Source organism: Streptomyces sp. NPDC053541, assembly GCF_044544705.1.
Lineage (GTDB): Bacteria > Actinomycetota > Actinomycetes > Streptomycetales > Streptomycetaceae > Streptomyces.
Genome location: NZ_JBITXM010000002.1, coordinates 133,119 through 149,381, shown reverse-complemented (window position 1 = coordinate 149,381; position 16,263 = coordinate 133,119). Strand labels below are relative to the sequence as shown.

The 16,263-nt window shown below is 73.5% G+C and carries 16 protein-coding genes and 1 riboswitch; of the genes, 7 read left to right on the top strand and 9 right to left on the bottom strand.

Annotated features, from left to right (window positions below; all coding sequences use genetic code 11):
• The first annotated feature begins 7 nt into the window (after positions 1 to 7).
• Positions 8 to 169: riboswitch (cobalamin riboswitch) on the top strand.
• Positions 170 to 297: 128 nt separating this feature from the next.
• The gene (locus ACIGW2_RS04810; RefSeq protein ID WP_399841080.1) at positions 298 to 2,655 is read left to right on the top strand and encodes a ribonucleoside-diphosphate reductase subunit alpha; all 2,358 of its coding nucleotides are present in this window, start codon (positions 298 to 300) and stop codon (positions 2,653 to 2,655) included.
• Positions 2,656 to 2,708: 53 nt separating this feature from the next.
• The gene (locus ACIGW2_RS04805; RefSeq protein WP_391656282.1) at positions 2,709 to 3,665 is read left to right on the top strand and encodes a ribonucleotide-diphosphate reductase subunit beta; all 957 of its coding nucleotides are present in this window, start codon (positions 2,709 to 2,711) and stop codon (positions 3,663 to 3,665) included.
• A 70-nt stretch (positions 3,666 to 3,735) separates the two neighbouring features.
• Here the strand turns inward: ACIGW2_RS04805 and def are convergent, their stop codons facing one another.
• The 8 genes from def to ACIGW2_RS04765 all read right to left on the bottom strand — a co-directional run bounded on the left by def (position 3,736) and on the right by ACIGW2_RS04765 (position 11,135).
• A complete protein-coding gene (gene def / locus ACIGW2_RS04800) occupies positions 3,736 to 4,386 on the bottom strand; it encodes a peptide deformylase (protein WP_361579285.1) in 651 nt (216 codons plus the stop codon).
• Positions 4,387 to 4,458: 72 nt separating this feature from the next.
• Positions 4,459 to 5,439 (bottom strand): hypothetical protein, encoded by a 981-nt coding sequence (locus tag ACIGW2_RS04795; RefSeq protein WP_265866586.1) that lies wholly within the window; start codon positions 5,437 to 5,439, stop codon positions 4,459 to 4,461.
• A gap of 79 nt (positions 5,440 to 5,518) precedes the next feature.
• The gene (locus ACIGW2_RS04790; protein ID WP_391656209.1) at positions 5,519 to 6,766 is read right to left on the bottom strand and encodes an HD-GYP domain-containing protein; all 1,248 of its coding nucleotides are present in this window, start codon (positions 6,764 to 6,766) and stop codon (positions 5,519 to 5,521) included.
• A complete protein-coding gene (locus ACIGW2_RS04785; RefSeq protein WP_399841685.1) occupies positions 6,763 to 8,193 on the bottom strand; it encodes an HD-GYP domain-containing protein in 1,431 nt (476 codons plus the stop codon). The genes ACIGW2_RS04790 and ACIGW2_RS04785 overlap by 4 nt, the downstream gene beginning before the upstream one ends.
• A 176-nt stretch (positions 8,194 to 8,369) precedes the next feature.
• Positions 8,370 to 8,684, bottom strand: a complete 315-nt coding sequence (gene rsrA / locus ACIGW2_RS04780) for a mycothiol system anti-sigma-R factor (protein WP_391656210.1) — start codon at positions 8,682 to 8,684, stop codon at positions 8,370 to 8,372.
• Entirely contained in the window at positions 8,681 to 9,337 is a 657-nt protein-coding gene (locus ACIGW2_RS04775; protein ID WP_356072227.1) for a sigma-70 family RNA polymerase sigma factor, read from the bottom strand. The genes rsrA and ACIGW2_RS04775 overlap by 4 nt, the downstream gene beginning before the upstream one ends.
• A 254-nt stretch (positions 9,338 to 9,591) precedes the next feature.
• Entirely contained in the window at positions 9,592 to 10,224 is a 633-nt protein-coding gene (locus ACIGW2_RS04770) for an alpha/beta family hydrolase (protein WP_391656211.1), read from the bottom strand.
• A gap of 95 nt (positions 10,225 to 10,319) precedes the next feature.
• Positions 10,320 to 11,135: an SOS response-associated peptidase gene (locus tag ACIGW2_RS04765; RefSeq protein ID WP_391656212.1), complete on the bottom strand. Its 816-nt coding sequence runs from the start codon at positions 11,133 to 11,135 to the stop codon at positions 10,320 to 10,322.
• 53 nt (positions 11,136 to 11,188) lie between these two features.
• Here ACIGW2_RS04765 and ACIGW2_RS04760 point away from each other — a divergent pair, with 53 nt between their 5' ends.
• From ACIGW2_RS04760 to ACIGW2_RS04745, 4 genes are all read left to right on the top strand, one after another.
• Positions 11,189 to 11,884: a M50 family metallopeptidase gene (locus ACIGW2_RS04760; protein ID WP_391656213.1), complete on the top strand. Its 696-nt coding sequence runs from the start codon at positions 11,189 to 11,191 to the stop codon at positions 11,882 to 11,884.
• A gap of 31 nt (positions 11,885 to 11,915) precedes the next feature.
• Positions 11,916 to 13,244, top strand: coding sequence for a 3-phosphoshikimate 1-carboxyvinyltransferase (gene aroA / locus ACIGW2_RS04755; RefSeq protein ID WP_399841075.1), 1,329 nt, complete (start codon positions 11,916 to 11,918; stop codon positions 13,242 to 13,244).
• Between the two features lie 3 nt (positions 13,245 to 13,247).
• Positions 13,248 to 14,258 carry a ribosome small subunit-dependent GTPase A gene (gene rsgA / locus ACIGW2_RS04750; protein WP_361579270.1) on the top strand — a complete coding sequence of 337 codons (1,011 nt, stop codon included), beginning with the start codon at positions 13,248 to 13,250 and terminating at the stop codon, positions 14,256 to 14,258.
• A gap of 82 nt (positions 14,259 to 14,340) precedes the next feature.
• Entirely contained in the window at positions 14,341 to 14,664 is a 324-nt protein-coding gene (locus tag ACIGW2_RS04745) for a multidrug efflux SMR transporter (RefSeq protein WP_356072189.1), read from the top strand.
• Here ACIGW2_RS04745 and ACIGW2_RS04740 read toward each other — a convergent pair.
• On the bottom strand, positions 14,556 to 15,194 hold the full coding sequence (locus ACIGW2_RS04740; protein WP_391656215.1) for a TetR/AcrR family transcriptional regulator: 639 nt from the start codon (positions 15,192 to 15,194) through the stop codon (positions 14,556 to 14,558). The two genes, ACIGW2_RS04745 and ACIGW2_RS04740, sit on opposite strands and share 109 nt — an antisense overlap.
• A 106-nt stretch (positions 15,195 to 15,300) precedes the next feature.
• Between ACIGW2_RS04740 and hisN the strand changes: the two genes are divergently transcribed.
• Positions 15,301 to 16,113 carry a histidinol-phosphatase gene (gene hisN, locus ACIGW2_RS04735; RefSeq protein ID WP_356072194.1) on the top strand — a complete coding sequence of 271 codons (813 nt, stop codon included), beginning with the start codon at positions 15,301 to 15,303 and terminating at the stop codon, positions 16,111 to 16,113.
• The last annotated feature ends 150 nt before the right edge of the window (positions 16,114 to 16,263 follow it).

Here is a 16,263-nt window from a genome sequence, read left to right as displayed (position 1 = left end):
GACACAACATGTGGGGGGCGCATTCGGCGGCGCCCCCCACATGTATGCTCTTCCTCGCTGTCGCCGCAGGGGAATCCGGTGGAAATCCGGAACTGTCCCGCAACGGTGTGCTTTCGCGTGTTTCGCGTCCGGGTGAGTCCGAAGACCTGCCGACAGCGCGCCCGGTCCGTCCGGTCCGGGTGCCACAGACGTCCGGGCCTCGCGGAATGGGCCGGTGGACGCGGCGCCGCCCTGCCCGTGGCCGCCCGTTCCCGCCTCCCCGCCCTGGCCCCGAGCCGAGCGAGGGAGAGCCCCCACGTGACCATCGCGCCCGCCGATCCGGCCGCAGCGATCGAGAACGACGGCCCCGGGACCGTACTCCTGCGGACCCTGACCGAGCTGACCGCCGACCTCCCGGACACCGACCCGGGCAAGGTCGCCGCCGCCGCGCTGCGCGGCCGGCACCCCGGCTCGGACGAGGCGGAACTGCGCGGGCTCGCCACGGAGGCCGCCGCCGGCCTGATCGCCGAGGACCCGGCGTACTCCCGGCTCGCCGCCCGGCTCCTGACGCTCACGATCGCCGAGGAGGCGGCCGGCCAGGGCGCCGTCTCCTTCTCCGCCTCCGTCGCCGTCGGCCACCGCGAGGGCCTCATCGCCGACCGCACCGCCGAGTTCGTCGCGCGGCACGCGGAGCGCCTCGACGCGACGATCGACCCGGCCGCCGACGACCGCTTCGGCTACTTCGGCCTGCGGACGCTCTACTCGCGCTACCTGCTGCGCCACCCGATCACCCGCCAGGTCGTCGAGACCCCGCAGCACTTCATGCTCCGGGTCGCCTGCGGCCTCGCCGAGGACGAGTCGGTCCGCGCGCTCGACGAGGTCACCGCGCTGTACGGGCTGATGAGCCGGCTCGACTACCTGCCGTCCTCCCCCACGCTCTTCAACTCCGGCACCCGCCACCCGCAGATGTCGTCCTGCTACCTGCTCGACTCCCCGCTGGACGAGCTGGACTCCATCTACGACCGCTACCACCAGGTCGCCCGCCTCTCCAAGCACGCCGGCGGCATCGGCCTCTCCTACTCCCGGATCCGCGCCCGCGGTTCGCTGATCCGCGGCACCAACGGGCACTCCAACGGCATCGTGCCGTTCCTGAAGACCCTCGACGCCTCCGTCGCCGCCGTGAACCAGGGCGGCCGCCGCAAGGGCGCCGCCGCCGTCTACCTGGAGACCTGGCACGCCGACATCGAGGAGTTCCTGGAGCTCCGCGACAACACCGGCGAGGACGCCCGCCGCACCCACAACCTCAACCTGGCGCACTGGATCCCGGACGAGTTCATGCGCCGGGTCAACGCGGACGCCGAGTGGTCGCTGTTCTCCCCGGCCGACGTGCCCGAGCTGGTCGACCTGTACGGCGAGGAGTTCGACGCCGCCTACCGCAAGGCCGAGGCGGCGGGCCTGGCCCGCAAGACCATGCCGGCCCGGGACCTCTACGGGCGCATGATGCGCACCCTCGCGCAGACCGGCAACGGCTGGATGACCTTCAAGGACGCCTCCAACCGCACCGCCAACCAGACCGCCGAGCCCGGCACCGTCGTGCACTCCTCGAACCTCTGCACCGAGATCATCGAGGTCACCGACGACGGCGAGACCGCCGTCTGCAACCTCGGCTCGGTCAACCTCGGCGCCTTCGTGCTCCCGGAGACCGGCGAGCTCGACTGGGACCGGCTGGACGCGACCGTCCGCACCGCCGTGACCTTCCTCGACCGGGTCGTCGACATCAACTTCTACCCGACCGAGCAGGCCGGCCGCTCCAACGCCAAGTGGCGCCCGGTGGGCCTGGGCGCGATGGGCCTCCAGGACGTCTTCTTCCAGCTGAAGCTGCCCTTCGACTCCGCCGAGGCCCGCGCGCTCTCCACCCGGATCGCCGAGCGGATCATGCTGGCCGCCTACGAGGCCTCCGCCGACCTCGCCGAGCGCAACGGACCGCTCCCCGCCTGGGACCGGACCCGCACCGCGCGGGGCGTGCTGCACCCCGACCACTACGACGTCGAGCTGACCTGGCCGGAGCGCTGGGCCGCGCTGCGCGAGCGGATCGCCGCCGTCGGCATGCGCAACAGCCTGCTCCTCGCCATCGCCCCGACCGCCACCATCGCCTCGATCGCCGGCGTCTACGAGTGCATCGAGCCGCAGGTCTCCAACCTCTTCAAGCGCGAGACGCTGTCCGGCGAGTTCCTCCAGGTCAACTCCTACCTGGTGGCCGAGCTCAAGCGGCTCGGCGTGTGGGACGCGCAGACCCGCGAGGCGCTGCGCGAGTCCAACGGCTCGGTGGCCGGCTTCAGCTGGGTCCCGGCCGAGGTGCGCGAGCTGTACCGGACCGCCTGGGAGATCCCGCAGCGTGGCCTGATCGACATGGCCGCCGCCCGCACCCCCTTCCTCGACCAGTCGCAGTCCCTGAACCTGTTCATGGAGACGCCGACCATCGGCAAGCTGTCGTCGATGTACGCGTACGCCTGGAAGCAGGGCCTGAAGACCACGTACTACCTGCGCTCGCGCCCGGCGACCCGGATCGCCCGCGCCGCCCAGGCGACCACCCTCCCCGTCCAGCAGGCGGCCCCCGACGCGGACGCCGTCGCCTGCTCCCTGGAAAACCCCGAGTCCTGCGAGGCCTGCCAGTGACCAGCCGTAAGAACAACCTGCTCGACCCGGGCTTCGAACTGACCCTGCGTCCGATGCGCTACCCGGACTTCTACGAGCGCTACCGCGACGCCATCAAGAACACCTGGACCGTCGAGGAGGTCGACCTCCACTCGGACGTCGCCGACCTCGCCAAGCTCACCCCGGGCGAGCAGCACATGATCGGCCGCCTCGTCGCGTTCTTCGCGACCGGCGACTCGATCGTGGCCAACAACCTGGTGCTGACGCTCTACAAGCACATCAACTCCCCGGAGGCGCGGCTCTACCTGAGCCGCCAGCTCTTCGAGGAGGCCGTGCACGTCCAGTTCTATCTGACGCTGCTCGACACCTACCTGCCCGACCCGGACGACCGGGCGGCGGCCTTCGCGGCCGTCGAGAACATCCCCTCCATCCGCGAGAAGGCGCAGTTCTGCTTCCGCTGGATGGACTCGGTGGAGAAGATCGACCGGCTGGAGACGCAGGCCGACCGCCGCCGCTTCCTGCTCAACCTGATCTGCTTCGCCGCGTGCATCGAGGGCCTGTTCTTCTACGGAGCCTTCGCCTACGTCTACTGGTTCCGGTCCCGCGGTCTGCTGCACGGCCTGGCGACCGGCACCAACTGGGTGTTCCGCGACGAGACGATGCACATGAACTTCGCCTTCGAGGTCGTGGACACCGTCCGCAAGGAGGAGCCCGAGCTCTTCGACGACGAACTCCGGCAGCAGGTCACCGACATGCTGAAGGAGGCCGTCGAGGCGGAGCTGCAGTTCGGCCGCGACCTGTGCGGTGACGGCCTGCCGGGCATGAACACCGAGTCGATGCGCGAGTACCTCCAGTGCGTCGCCGACCAGCGCCTCACCCGCCTCGGCTTCGCCCCGGTCTACGGCTCGGAGAACCCGTTCTCCTTCATGGAGCTCCAGGGCGTCCAGGAGCTGACCAACTTCTTCGAGCGCCGCCCGTCCGCCTACCAGGTGGCGGTCGAGGGCTCGGTGGACCTGGACGAGGACTTCTAGTCCGTACGCCCACGAGGAAGGGCCCCGCACCGGTGACGGTGCGGGGCCCTTTCGCGCATCGGCGACGAGGTCACTCGTTCGGGACCACCGGGTAGCGCGGGGTGCCCTCGGCCATCTGGCGCAGGGCGTCCTTGCGGTCCCGCTTCGACAGCTTGTCGATGTAGAGGAAGCCGTAGAGGTGGTCGGTCTCGTGCTGGAGGCAGCGCGCGAAGTAGCCGGTGCCGCGGACCTTGATCGGGTTGCCGAGCATGTCCTGGCCGGTGACCTCCGCGTAGTCCGGGCGGGGCAGCTCGGCGTAGGCGGTCGGCACGGACAGGCAGCCCTCGCTGCCGTCGTCCAGGTGCCGCTGCTCGGCCGGCAGGTCCACCAGGACCGGGTTGACCACGTGGCCGACGTGGCGCTTGCCCTCGTCGTCCATGCAGTCGTACACGAAGACCTTCAGGTCCACGCCGATCTGGTTGGCGGCGAGGCCGACGCCCTCGGCGGTGCGCTGGCTGGCGAACATGTCGTCGATGAGCGACGCCAGCTCGGCGTCGAACGAGGTGACGTCCTTGCACTCGCGGTGCAGGACGGGGTTGCCCACGACCGTGATGGGGCGCGAGGTGCCGCGCTCGCGGTGGGCGGTCTCGCGGGCCTCGGTGTCCTCCGTGTCGACGATGTAGCCCTCGTCGTCCACGGCGTACACGCCCGTCTGCTCCTGCTCAGTGCCCTGCTGCGACATGTCCGCCGTACGCCTTCTTCCTGAGATCCGAGGGATCCGTCGTGACTGTGGGGTACAGCCTACAAACAGCGGTCAGCAGACTTCTTCCAGATCACGCCATTCCCGGCTGTCCGGGCTGTCCGCGACCCAGCCGTCGAGCAGTCCGCGGACCAGGCCCGCGGGCGCGGCGATGCCGCACTCGCGCTCCGGCACCCACAGCTCGCCGGGCGAGCGGTGGCCCAGCGGGCCGGGGTGGCCGGGCTCGCTGTGGTCGTGCGGGTCCAGGTGCTCGCCCTCGCCCTCGGCGCTGGGCATGGTCGACTCGGAGCAGGCCCGGCACAGCAGCCGCACGGAGGACGACCAGTCCTCGGCGGCGAAGCCCGCGTCGGCGGCCAGCTGCTCCAGGGCGTCCCGGTCGGCCTCGGTGGCGGCCTCCAGGAGGACCACCCAGGTGGGCACCGGGGAGGGCGCCCACAGCTCGATCTCGTCGAAGACCGGGTAGGAGGGGCCGGCGCTGGTGGTGCGCTCGCCGTTGGGCACGCCGTCGTGCAGCACGACCTCGCCCCAGCGGCGGCCCGAGGACGGCAGCGGGATGGACAGCACCTCGATCCGGGCCGGGTCGAGCCGGCGGCCCCACACGACCTCGGCCTCGCCCTCCGGCGAGAGCCGCACGGCCGCGCTGCCCAGCTCCATGCCGGCCGGCTCGCCGGTGCCGGAGGCGGCCCCGGGCACCCGGAGCCCGTAGGCCTGCCAGGCGCGGCGGGCCAGCGGCCAGTCCTGCAGGGCGGTGGCGGCGATGCCCACGTTCCACCAGTCGGGGGCGCCGGTCTCCTTGTCGAGCAGGGCGACGGCGCGCAGCCCGGCGGCCCGGGCCTGCTCCCAGTCGTGCCGGAACTTGTGCAGCAGGGCCAGGTTGAACCAGGACTCGGAGAGCCAGGGCTCCAGGTCCGCCGCGCGGGTGAGCAGCGCGCCCGCGTCCTCGTACCGGCCGTCGCCGATCAGCGTGAACGCGCGGTCGGTGGCCTGCCGCCACGAGGCGGAGGGCCGATGCCGTACCTTCCCGAAGATCCTCACGATTCCCGCCTGCCGGTCGCTACACCCTCTTGTTCGCATCCAACCATGCCCGGTCGGACGCGCGCTCATTACCCATGGGTTACCCCGGAGGAGCTGGGGCGACGCCGCCCCGGGCGAGAACGCGTGCGAGGGACTCGACGACCTCGGGGTGGTAGTCGCGGGCGGTGCCGAGCCGGAGCCGTTCCAGGGCGCCGAGACCGCCGCCCGTCCGGCCTCCGGCCAGGTCGTCGTAGGCGTTCACGACCCGCACGATCCGGGCGGGCAGCGGCTGCTCGCGGTACGGGTCGGCCTGCCGCTCGACGATCCGGGCGACGGCCTCGGGGACCCCGGTCTGGCGCACCACGGCGGCGCCGAGCAGGGCGATCCGGCGCTGTTCGGCCGGCGGCAGCGGGGCGGTGGCGCCGCCGTCGACCGGGTCGACCAGCGAGAGCTGTCCGATGTCGTGCATGAGCGCCGCGTGTTCGAGGACGGTCAGCGCGGGCCCGGACAGGCCGAGCTCCAGGCCGACCGCCCGGCTGAGCGCGGCGACCCGGTGGGCGTGCCCGGGCGGGGTGCAGCCGGCGATCTCGGTGGCGCGGGCGAGGGAGGCGATGGTCTGCCGGTTGGTGGTGCGCACGGCGGCCCAGCGGCGCAGCGAGACCTGGGTGATCAGCAGCGGTACGGCGAAGACGGGCAGCGCCCACAGTCCCGCGACGGCCACTCCGAGGGCCATCACGGCCCCGGTGGCGCACACGGCGGAGCCGATGCCGAGCAGGGCCCGCAGCTCGTCGCGGAGCAGCGGCCCGTAGGGGTGTCCGTGACGGGCACGGCGCAGCAGGGCGGCGAGGACGGCGTCGCAGAGGGCGGTGAGGAGCAGCAGGAGGACCAGGAAGAGGGCGTGTCCGGGGCCGTCGCCGATCAGGGCGGTGAGGGTTCCGGAGTTGTAGAGGGGCTGGAAGCAGAGGGCGGCGAAGCCGACGGTGAGGATCCGCCGGGCGAGCTGGTCGCGGTCGGGGCCGTGGCCGCGGGCGATGTGCGGGACGGTCCCTGCGAGGCCGGCGGCGACGACCACGGTGACGGTCTGGAGCACGCCGTGGGTGGTGGGCCGGCCGGCGCTCTGCCCGAGCAGCGCGTAGGCGAGGGCGCCGGCTGCGGCCAGCGGGGCGGGTTCCTTCTCGCCGGGCCGGGCGCCCCAGCGGGTGAGTTCCCCGAGGGCGATGAGGGCGCCGAAGGCGAGGGCGTGGCCGGGTTCGTCGAGGCCGTGCCAGAGGGTGCCGGCGAGGGCGGTGAGGGCGAGCAGCAGGGCGCCGCCGTGGACCAGGCCGACGAGGCGCCGGCCGCCGCTCACGCGGGCTCCTGGAGCGGGGCGGGCACGGGGTCGGCTGCGGGCACGGGGTCGGCGGCGGGCGTGGGGCCGCGCGGGGTCGGGACGGCCGGTTCGTCGGCGGTGACGCCGGTCTGCCAGCCGTGCCGGTCGAGGGCGCGGACGAGGGCCGCGACCATCCGCGGGTCGAAGTGGCTGCCGGCGCACCGCTCCAGCTCTTCGAGCGCGGTCCCGACCGGCCGGGCGCGGCTGTAGGAGCGGGTGGAGGTCATGGCGTCGAAGGCGTCGGCGACGGCGACCACGCGCGCGTACTCGGGGATCTCGTTCCCCTTGAGGCCGTACGGGTAGCCGGAGCCGTCCATGCGCTCGTGGTGGTGCAGGATCGCCGTGCGGGCCTCGCCGAGGAACCCGATGCCGCGGACCATCTCGTGCCCGTACTCGGGGTGGAGTTCGATGATCCGGCGTTCCTCGGGGGTGAGCGGGCCGTCCTTGCGGAGCACCCGGGTGGGCACGCCGAGCTTGCCGACGTCGTGCAGGATGCCGGCGAAGCGCACGACCTCCAGGCGGGGTTCGTCCATGCCGAGCTCCCGCGCGATGAGGACGGAGGCGCGGCCGACGCGTTCGCTGTGGCCGCGGGTGTAGCGGTCCTTGATGTCGACGGCCTGGACGAGGGCGCGGATGGTGGCCTGGTGGGCGGCGCGTTCCCGGTGGTACTGGGCGAAGCCCCAGCCGGACAGGTACACGGGCAGCAGCGCGAACAGGGCGGCCACCGGCCCGTACGCGCTGCGCCACAGCACCGCCATCATCAGTCCGGCGAGTCCGTGGACGGCGTGCGGGGCGAGGGCCCGGCCGAGCAGTCCGTGCCAGGCGGTGCGCCCGGGGAGCTGTTCGGCGACGGCCCGGACGGCGCCGTCGAGGGCGGTCAGGACCAGGCAGAAGGTGAGGGCGGTCGCCCCGGCCGGCAGCAGCACGTAGGGGAAGTCGGGGGTCTGCGGGCCGAGTCCGAGGGAGTCGGGGCAGCGCAGGGTGCGGCCGACGGCGGCCGCGGCCGCCACGGTGAGGGCGAGCTGGGCGGCCCGCCAGACCCGGCGCAGGGCGACGGGCGGGCGGTCGACCCGGCTGAGCAGGGCCCCGGGCAGCGCGGTGAGCGCCGCGGCGGAGGGCGGCAGGAGCAGCGCGGCGGCGATGAGGACGGGGAAGAAGGAGCCGGTGCCGAGCGGAGCGGGTCCGCCGTCCCGGCCGCCCGGGGCGCCGCCGGTGAGCCGGCAGCGGGCGGGCAGTTCGCACAGCGGGTAGAGCGCGGCGAGCAGCAGCACGGTCGGCCAGGGGGTGCCGGCGGCGGGGCGTAACGCGGGGAGGGTGACCGCGGCGGCGGCGAGCGCGGCGCAGCCGACGAAGCCGTGCGCCGCGAGCGGGACGGTCCTGCCCCGCGGATTGACCTTCACGCCCATCACGCCCGCCACGCTAGCGAGTCGGCGGGGCGCCGACCGGCGGCCGGGGGCGATTCGCACCATCGGGTGATACAAGCCGATCAGCCGATACGGCCGCGCGGCCGACGGACGCGCCGCGGGCGGGTACGGCGGAGGCCGGGCGCGTCCTCGCCCGGCCTCCCGTGTGCCCGTGCGGCCTACTGCTCCTGCGGGGTGGCCGGAGCGGGTGCGGCGGCGTCCTGCTCGGGGAGCAGATGGCCCTCGCGGATCAGCTCGATCCGGCCCATCACCTTGGCGCGCAGGTCGATCGGCACGTCGTCACTGCCGCAGCAGCGCTTGACCAGCTTCTTCACGGCCTGCTCGAGCCCGTACTTCTCCAGGCACGGGGAGCACTCCTCGAAGTGCACCTCGAACTTGGTGCAGTCGTTGTCCGGCATCTCGCGGTCGAGGAACTCGTAGAGATGGTCCAGGATCTCCGAGCAGTCCGTCTCGTGCGGCTCTCCGCAGCTCATGAGCCCGAGCCTTTCAGATCGTGCGACGACTCTCCGGCGCCCGCGGGTACCAGCCCGCGGTCGCGGGCGTAGTCCTCGAGCATGCCGCGCAGCTGGCGGCGGCCCCGGTGCAGTCGGGACATCACCGTACCGATGGGTGTCCCCATGATGTCGGCGATCTCCTTGTACGCAAAGCCCTCGACGTCCGCCAGATAGACGGCGATGCGGAACTCCTCGGGGATCGCCTGCAGCGCTTCCTTCACGTCGGAGTCGGGGAGGTGGTCGAGGGCCTGCGACTCGGCGGAGCGCAGTCCGGTCGACATGTGCGACTCGGCGCGGGCGAGCTGCCAGTCCTCGATCTCCTCGGCGGCCGAGCGCTGGGGCTCGCGCTGCTTCTTGCGGTACGAGTTGATGAAGGTGTTGGTGAGGATGCGGTACAGCCACGCCTTCAGGTTCGTGCCCTCGCGGAACTGGTGGAAGGAGCCGTACGCCTTCGCGTAGGTCTCCTGCACCAGGTCCTCGGCGTCCGCGGGGTTGCGCGTCATGCGGAGCGCGGCCGAGTACATCTGGTCGAGGTAGCCGAGGGCGTCCCGCTCGAAGCGCGCGTTGCGCTCCTCGGTCGTCTCCTCGGGGCCGTCGTCGGTCCCTGTGTCGGTCCCAGTGACCGGACCCACCTCCTCCAGCGCTGCGGCGAACCCGAACGCGGACCCGCTCGCTTCGGAGGATAGACGAGGAACGGCCCCGCCCGCCGCCCGGACAGGGGCGACCCGCGCCGCGGGCAGCACGGTCCAGTCGAGCTCCGTGGCCTGCGGGCGCTCACGGCAGATGGCAGAACCCATGCGACGGACTCCCTCTTCCTTTGCTCCAAGCACCGATGTCCGTCACAACAGCACTCCCCCGCCCGGCATTCCCGGCCCCCGCGGGGTGGTCAGCGCAGTGACGGGAGCCACCCGGTGACGGCGGCCACGACGGCGTCGAGGGCCTCGTCCTGGGTGATCGGGGCGCGCTTGGGGACGGCGAAGCCGTGGTCGGCGTGCGGCACCTCGGCGAGGGTGTGCGGCCCGGCCGGGAACTCGTCCGGCTTCCCGAAGGGGTCGTTGCCGCCCTGCACGACGAGGACCGGCACGCCGGGGGCGCGTAGTTCGTCAGCTCGGGAGCGCTCCGGCCGGCCCGGCGGGTGCAGCGGGAAGCTGAGGGCGAGGACGGCGCTCGCGCCGAGCTCGGCGGCGGTGCGGCAGGCGACCCGGGCGCCGGCGCTGCGGCCGCCGGCGATCACCGGCAGGCCGGGGGCGGCGAGCGCGGGCCACAGTCCGCGCCAGCCGGTGTCGAGGGTCTTCGGCGCGGGGGCGACCTTCTTGCCGGCCACCCGCCAGGGCTGCTCGACCAGGGCGACGCTGACGCCCTCGGCGGGCAGCGCGGCGGCCAGCGCCACCAGGTCGCGGGCCTCGATGCCGCCGCCGGCGCCGTGGCTCACCGCGAGCACGGTCCAGGGCCTGCGGGCGGGGTGCCAGGTGATCCGGGCGTCCCCGGCTGCGGTCGGAACGGTCTCGCTCTTCGTCACGTGCCCATCCTGCCGCGCCCGGCGGCCGGAGCGGCGGAGGGCCGGCCGCGGATCGACCGCGGAGGGTCGACCCCGCGGGGTCGAGCCGCGGAGGGTCAGAAGAGGGTCGCCTCCTCCGGGCCGTCCAGTTCCTTCAGCAGTTCGGGTCCGTTGTTGCGCACGTTGCTGACGGCGGTCGGCACCGGATAGGCCCGCATCAGGCCGGCGGGCGGCGGGTCGAGCAGCGGGCGCAGCGCGTCCGGCCCGGTGCGGGCCGGGTCCAGCCAGGCGTCCCAGCGGTCAGGGGTGAGCATCAGCGGCATCCGGGGGTGGATGTCGGCGAGCGCGCGCGGGCCCTCGGCCGGGGCGACGCCCAGCGGCGCGGTCTCGGCCTCGGTGGTGACCACCGAGCAGGTCACCCACCAGGCCAGCGGGTGGCCGTCGGGCAGGGTCCGGTCGCGCCAGAACTCGTAGATCCCGGCCATCGCGAAGACCGAGCCGTCGGCGGGGGTCACGAAATACGGCTGCTTGCGGGCCCGCTTCCGCTTGCCCTCGACCTCCAGCTCGCGCTCCTCGGAGCCGGTCACCCACTCGTAATACCCGTCGGCCGGCACGATGCAGCGGCGCCGGGCGAAGGCCTCCTTGAAGGACGGCTTCTCGTGCAGGGTCTCGGCGCGGGCGTTGATCATCCGGGCGGCGTTCTCGGGGCCCGGGGCCCAGGACGGTACGAGGCCCCATTTCAGGACCCGCATCTGGCGAACCGGGCGGCGCGATTCCGCGTCTTTGAGAGGACGGTCCAGGATGACGTGGACCTCCTTGGTGGGAGCCACGTTCCAGTCGGGTGCCAGGGTCTCCTCCGGCTCCCACTTCTCGACCCCGAAGGCCGCCGCCAGCTCCTCGGGGCTCCTGCTCGCCGCATACCGTCCGCACATGCGTGCCACACTGCCACGCCGACCCGTCACCCCACCAAGGAGCCGTCCGCACCATGAGTCCCGACCTCGACGTGCTCGGCACCCAGACCGCGCCCGAGCAGTGGATCGTGATCGCCACGGCGGTCGCCGCCCTCGCCGCGGTGGTGCCGCGCCCCCTGTGGCGCCTGTCCCGGAACGCGGTCACCATCGCGCACGAGGGCGGCCACGCCCTGGTCGCGCTGGTCACCGGCCGCCGCCTCCAGGCCATCCGGCTGCACTCCGACACCAGCGGCCTGACCGTCTCGCGCGGGCGCCCCACCGGCCTCGGCATGATCCTCACGGCCGCCGCCGGCTACACCGCGGCCCCGCTGCTCGGTCTCGGCGGCGCCACGCTGCTCTCCGCGCACCGGGTCACGCTGCTGCTGTGGCTGGCGACGGCGCTGCTGCTGGCGATGCTGCCGATGGTGCGCAACGCGTACGGGATCTTCACGGTGCTGCTCACCGGCGGCCTCTTCCTCCTGGTGTCCTGGCTCACCGGCCCGGACGTGCAGGCGGTGTTCGCGTACGCGGTGGTGTGGTTCCTGCTGCTCGGCGGGGTGCGTCCGGCCTTCGAGCTCCAGGCCAAGCGGCGGCACGGCGGCGCCGGCGACTCGGACGCGGACCAGCTGGGCCGGCTCACCCACGTGCCGCCCACGCTGTGGCTGCTGTTCTTCCACGCGGTCTCGATCTGCTGTCTGATCGGCGGCGGGCGGTGGCTGCTCGCCGTGTAGCGGGCCCCCTTCGCCCCCGTAAAGTGAGGGCATGACCGACAGCACCCCGTCCACCGACCCGCTCACCGGCCGCTGGCCCGCCCCGTACGCGGCCGGCGCCGTCGACGCCACCGTCACCGTGCCCGGATCGAAGTCGGTCACCAACCGCGCCCTGGTGCTCGCCGCGCTGGCCGCCGAGCCGGGCTGGGTGCGCCGCCCGCTGCGCTCGCGCGACACCCTGCTGATGGCGGAGGCGCTGCGCACCCTGGGCGTGAAGATCGACGAGGGCGTGGGCCCGGACGGCACCGGCGAGGCCTGGCGGATCATCCCGGCCGGGCTGCGCGGCCCGGCGACCGTCGACGTCGGCAACGCGGGCACGGTCATGCGCTTCCTGCCGCCGGTGGCGGCGCTCGCGAACGGCGCGGTGCGCTTCGACGGCGACCCGCGCTCCCACGAGCGCCCGCTGCACGGGGTGATCGACGCGCTGCGCGCGCTGGGCGCCCGGATCGACGACGACGGGCGCGGCGCGCTGCCGATGACCGTGCACGGCGCCGGCGGCCTGGAGGGCGGGGTCGTGGAGATCGACGCCTCCTCGTCCTCCCAGTTCGTCAGCGCGCTGCTGCTCTCCGGCGCCCGCTTCAACCAGGGCGTGGAGGTGCGGCACGTCGGCACCCGGCTGCCCTCGCTGCCGCACATCCGGATGACGGTCGACATGCTGCGCGCGGTCGGCGCCCAGGTCGACGAGCCGGAGCACGGCGGGCGTCCCGACGTGTGGCGGGTCACCCCGTCCGCGCTGCTCGGCCGGGACCTGGTGGTGGAGCCGGACCTGTCGAACGCCCAGCCGTTCCTGGCGGCGGCGCTGGTCACCGGCGGCCGGGTCACCGTGCCGGACTGGCCGGCCAGGACCACCCAGCCCGGTGACGCGCTGCGGCAGATCTTCACCGAGATGGGTGGCTCCTGCGAGCTCACCGACCGGGGTCTCACCTTCACCGGAACCGGCCGGATCCACGGCATCGACGTCGACCTCGGCGAGGTCGGCGAGCTGACCCCGGGCATCGCGGCGGTCGCCGCGCTCGCCGACTCCCCGTCCACCCTGCGCGGGGTGGCGCACCTGCGGCTGCACGAGACCGACCGGCTCGCCGCGCTCACCCGGGAGATCAACGCGCTGGGCGGCGACGTCACGGAGACCGAGGACGGCCTGCACATCCGCCCGCGCCCGCTGCACGGCGGCCTCTTCCACACGTACCACGACCACCGGATGGCGACCGCGGGCGCGCTCATCGGCCTGGCCGTGAAGGGCGTGGAGATCGAGAACGTGAAGACGACCGAGAAGACCTTGCCCGACTTCCCCAGGATGTGGACCGAAATGCTCGGAGTCTGAGCCATGCGGCGTTACGGCAAGCACACCGACGCGGACGACATCCGCCAGCGCCCCAACCGCAAGGGCAGCCGCCCCCGGACCAACATCCGCCCCAAGCACGAGGACGCCGTCGAGGGCATGGTCCTCACCGTGGACCGCGGGCGGCTGACCTGTCTGGTCGAGGGCCGGACCGTGATGGCGATGAAGGCCCGCGAGCTGGGCCGCAAGGCCGCCGTGGTGGGCGACCGGGTCTCCCTGGTCGGCGATCTGTCCGGCGAGAAGGACACCCTGGCCAGGATCGTGCGGATCGGCGAGCGCAGCTCGGTGCTGCGCCGCACGGCCGACGACGACGACCCGTACGAGCGGGTGGTCGTCGCCAACGCCGACCAGCTGGCCATCGTGACGGCGCTCGCCGACCCCGAGCCGCGCCCGCGGCTGATCGACCGCTGTCTGGTGGCGGCCTACGACGGCGGGCTGGACCCCTTCCTGGTGCTGACCAAGTCGGACCTGGCCCCGCCTTCGATGCTCCTCGAGCTGTACGGCGCCCTGGACATCCCGTACGTGGTGGTCAACCGCGAGGAGCTGTACGACGGCGCCGCGGCGGACCGGGTGCGCGAGCACCTGGGCGACCGGGTGACCGCCTTCGTCGGGCACTCCGGCGTGGGCAAGACGACCCTGGTGAACGCGCTGGTGCCGGAGGAGCGGCGGCGGCTCACCGGACATGTGAACGCGGTGACCGGCCGCGGCCGGCACACCACGACCTCGGCGCTCGCGCTGCCGCTGGACAAGGTCGACGGCTGGGTGATCGACACGCCGGGCGTGCGGTCCTTCGGCCTGCACCACGTCGATCCGTCCCGGGTCATCCACGCCTTCCCGGACCTGGAGCCGGGCACCGAGAACTGCCCGCGCGCGTGCAGCCACGACGAGCCGGACTGCGCGCTGGACGCCTGGGTGGCCGAGGGGCACGCGGATCCGGCCCGGCTGTACTCGCTGCGCCGGCTGCTGGCGACCCGGGAGCGCCGCGAGGGCGACTGACCGCGCACGTTTGCGGGCGGACCCGCCTGGTAAGTGCATAATCGCACCAAGTGATCCATATGGGGCGTGGGAGGCACTGACGATGGCGTGGCTGCTGGTGGTGGTCGCCGGGCTCCTGGAGACGGGCTTCGCGGTGTGCCTGAAGCTGTCGCACGGCTTCACCCGGCTCTGGCCGACGATCGCGTTCGCCGCCTTCGCCCTCGGCAGCTTCGGCCTGCTGACGCTGGCGCTGCGCAAGCTGGACGTGGGTCCGGCGTACGCGGTGTGGACCGGGATCGGGGCGGCCGGCACCGCGATCTACGGAATGGTCTTCCTCGGTGACGTGGTGTCCACGCTCAAGATCGTCTCGATCACGCTGGTGATCGTCGGGGTGGTCGGCCTCCAGCTGTCCGGCTCCGCGCACTGAGCGCCCGGCGCGGTGACCGGCGGCGCCACCACATGGCTGAGCGCGAGCCGCACGGCGAGCTCGCAGCCGGCCGCCCACCGCTCCCCCGCGCAGGCGGCCGTCTCGGCGACCAGTTCGCCGGGCGCGGGCGGCCCGGCGTCGGCGCGCCGCTGGGCGGGTACGGGGGCGGGCCGGGCGCCCGGCCGGGCGGGGCGCGGCCGGGGCAGGCCTTCGGTCCAGGCGTCGGTGAGCAGGGCCCGCAGGAGGGGGCGCTCGGCGGCGCGGGCCACGGTCCACTCGGCGACGGCGACCAGGTTGCGCGCGGGCGGCGCGGGGGACGCGAGCACCCGGCGCACCCCGTGGAGATAGGTGTCGGCCTCGCGCCGGACGAGGGCGCGGGCGAGCCCCTCCTTGCTGCCGAACTCGTTGTAGAGGGTCTGCCGGGACACCCGGGCGCGGGCGGCCACGTCGACCATCCGCACGGCGGACCAGGGCAGGGCGCCGAGGGCCTCGAGGGCCGTGTCGAGCAGGGACTCTCGGGCAGTCGGCATCGTCGCCTCCCAGCCGGATCGGTTCTGCGCTCAGCGTTGACGGGCGGCCACGCAGTGTCAAGGGTCGGCGCGGGGCGACGCGTCTTCGGGGGATAGAGTTTCGACCATGGCCGATTACCACGACGATCTGCGTCTCGCCCATGTCCTCGCGGATGCCGCGGACGCGGCCACGATGGACCGGTTCCAGGCACTCGACCTGAAGGTCGAGACGAAGCCCGACATGACCCCGGTCAGCGAGGCGGACAAGGCCGCCGAGGAGCTGATCCGCGGCCAGTTGCAGCGGGCCAGGCCGCGGGACGCGATCCTCGGCGAGGAGTACGGCGTGGAGGGCTCGGGCCCGCGCCGCTGGGTGATCGACCCGATCGACGGCACGAAGAACTACGTGCGCGGGGTGCCCGTGTGGGCGACCCTGATCGCGCTGATGGAGGCCGGCGAGACCGGTTTCCAGCCGGTGGTGGGCGTGGTCTCGGCCCCGGCGCTCGGCCGCCGCTGGTGGGCGGCGAAGGGCCTCGGCGCGTACACCGGCCGCAGCCTGGCCTCGGCGACCCGGATCGGGGTCTCCAAGGTCGGCCGCCTGGAGGACGCCTCCTTCGCGTACTCCAGCCTGAGCGGCTGGGAGGAGCGGGGCCGGCTCGACGGCTTCCTGGACCTCACGCGCGCGTGCTGGCGGACCCGGGCGTACGGCGACTTCTGGCCGTACATGATGGTGGCCGAGGGCTCGGTCGACCTGTGCGCCGAGCCGGAGCTGTCGCTGTGGGACATGGCGGCCACGGCGATCGTGGTGCAGGAGGCCGGCGGCACCTTCACCGGCCTGGACGGCCGGCACGGCCCGCACAGCGGCAACGCGGCGGCGTCGAACGGGCTGCTCCACGGCGAGCTGCTGAGCTACCTCAACACGGAGCCGCCGCGGCAGGGCTGACCCCCGGTCACGCCTGACGTTCCGTCATCCGCCCCCGGTGTGCGCCCGGGGGCGCTGCGCGCGCCCCCTTGTCGGCCCCCTCCCCCGGTGTCACTCTGAGAATCCCCCCTTTGTGAACTTGTGAAAAAGTTCTCAAGTCACCGAACCGGA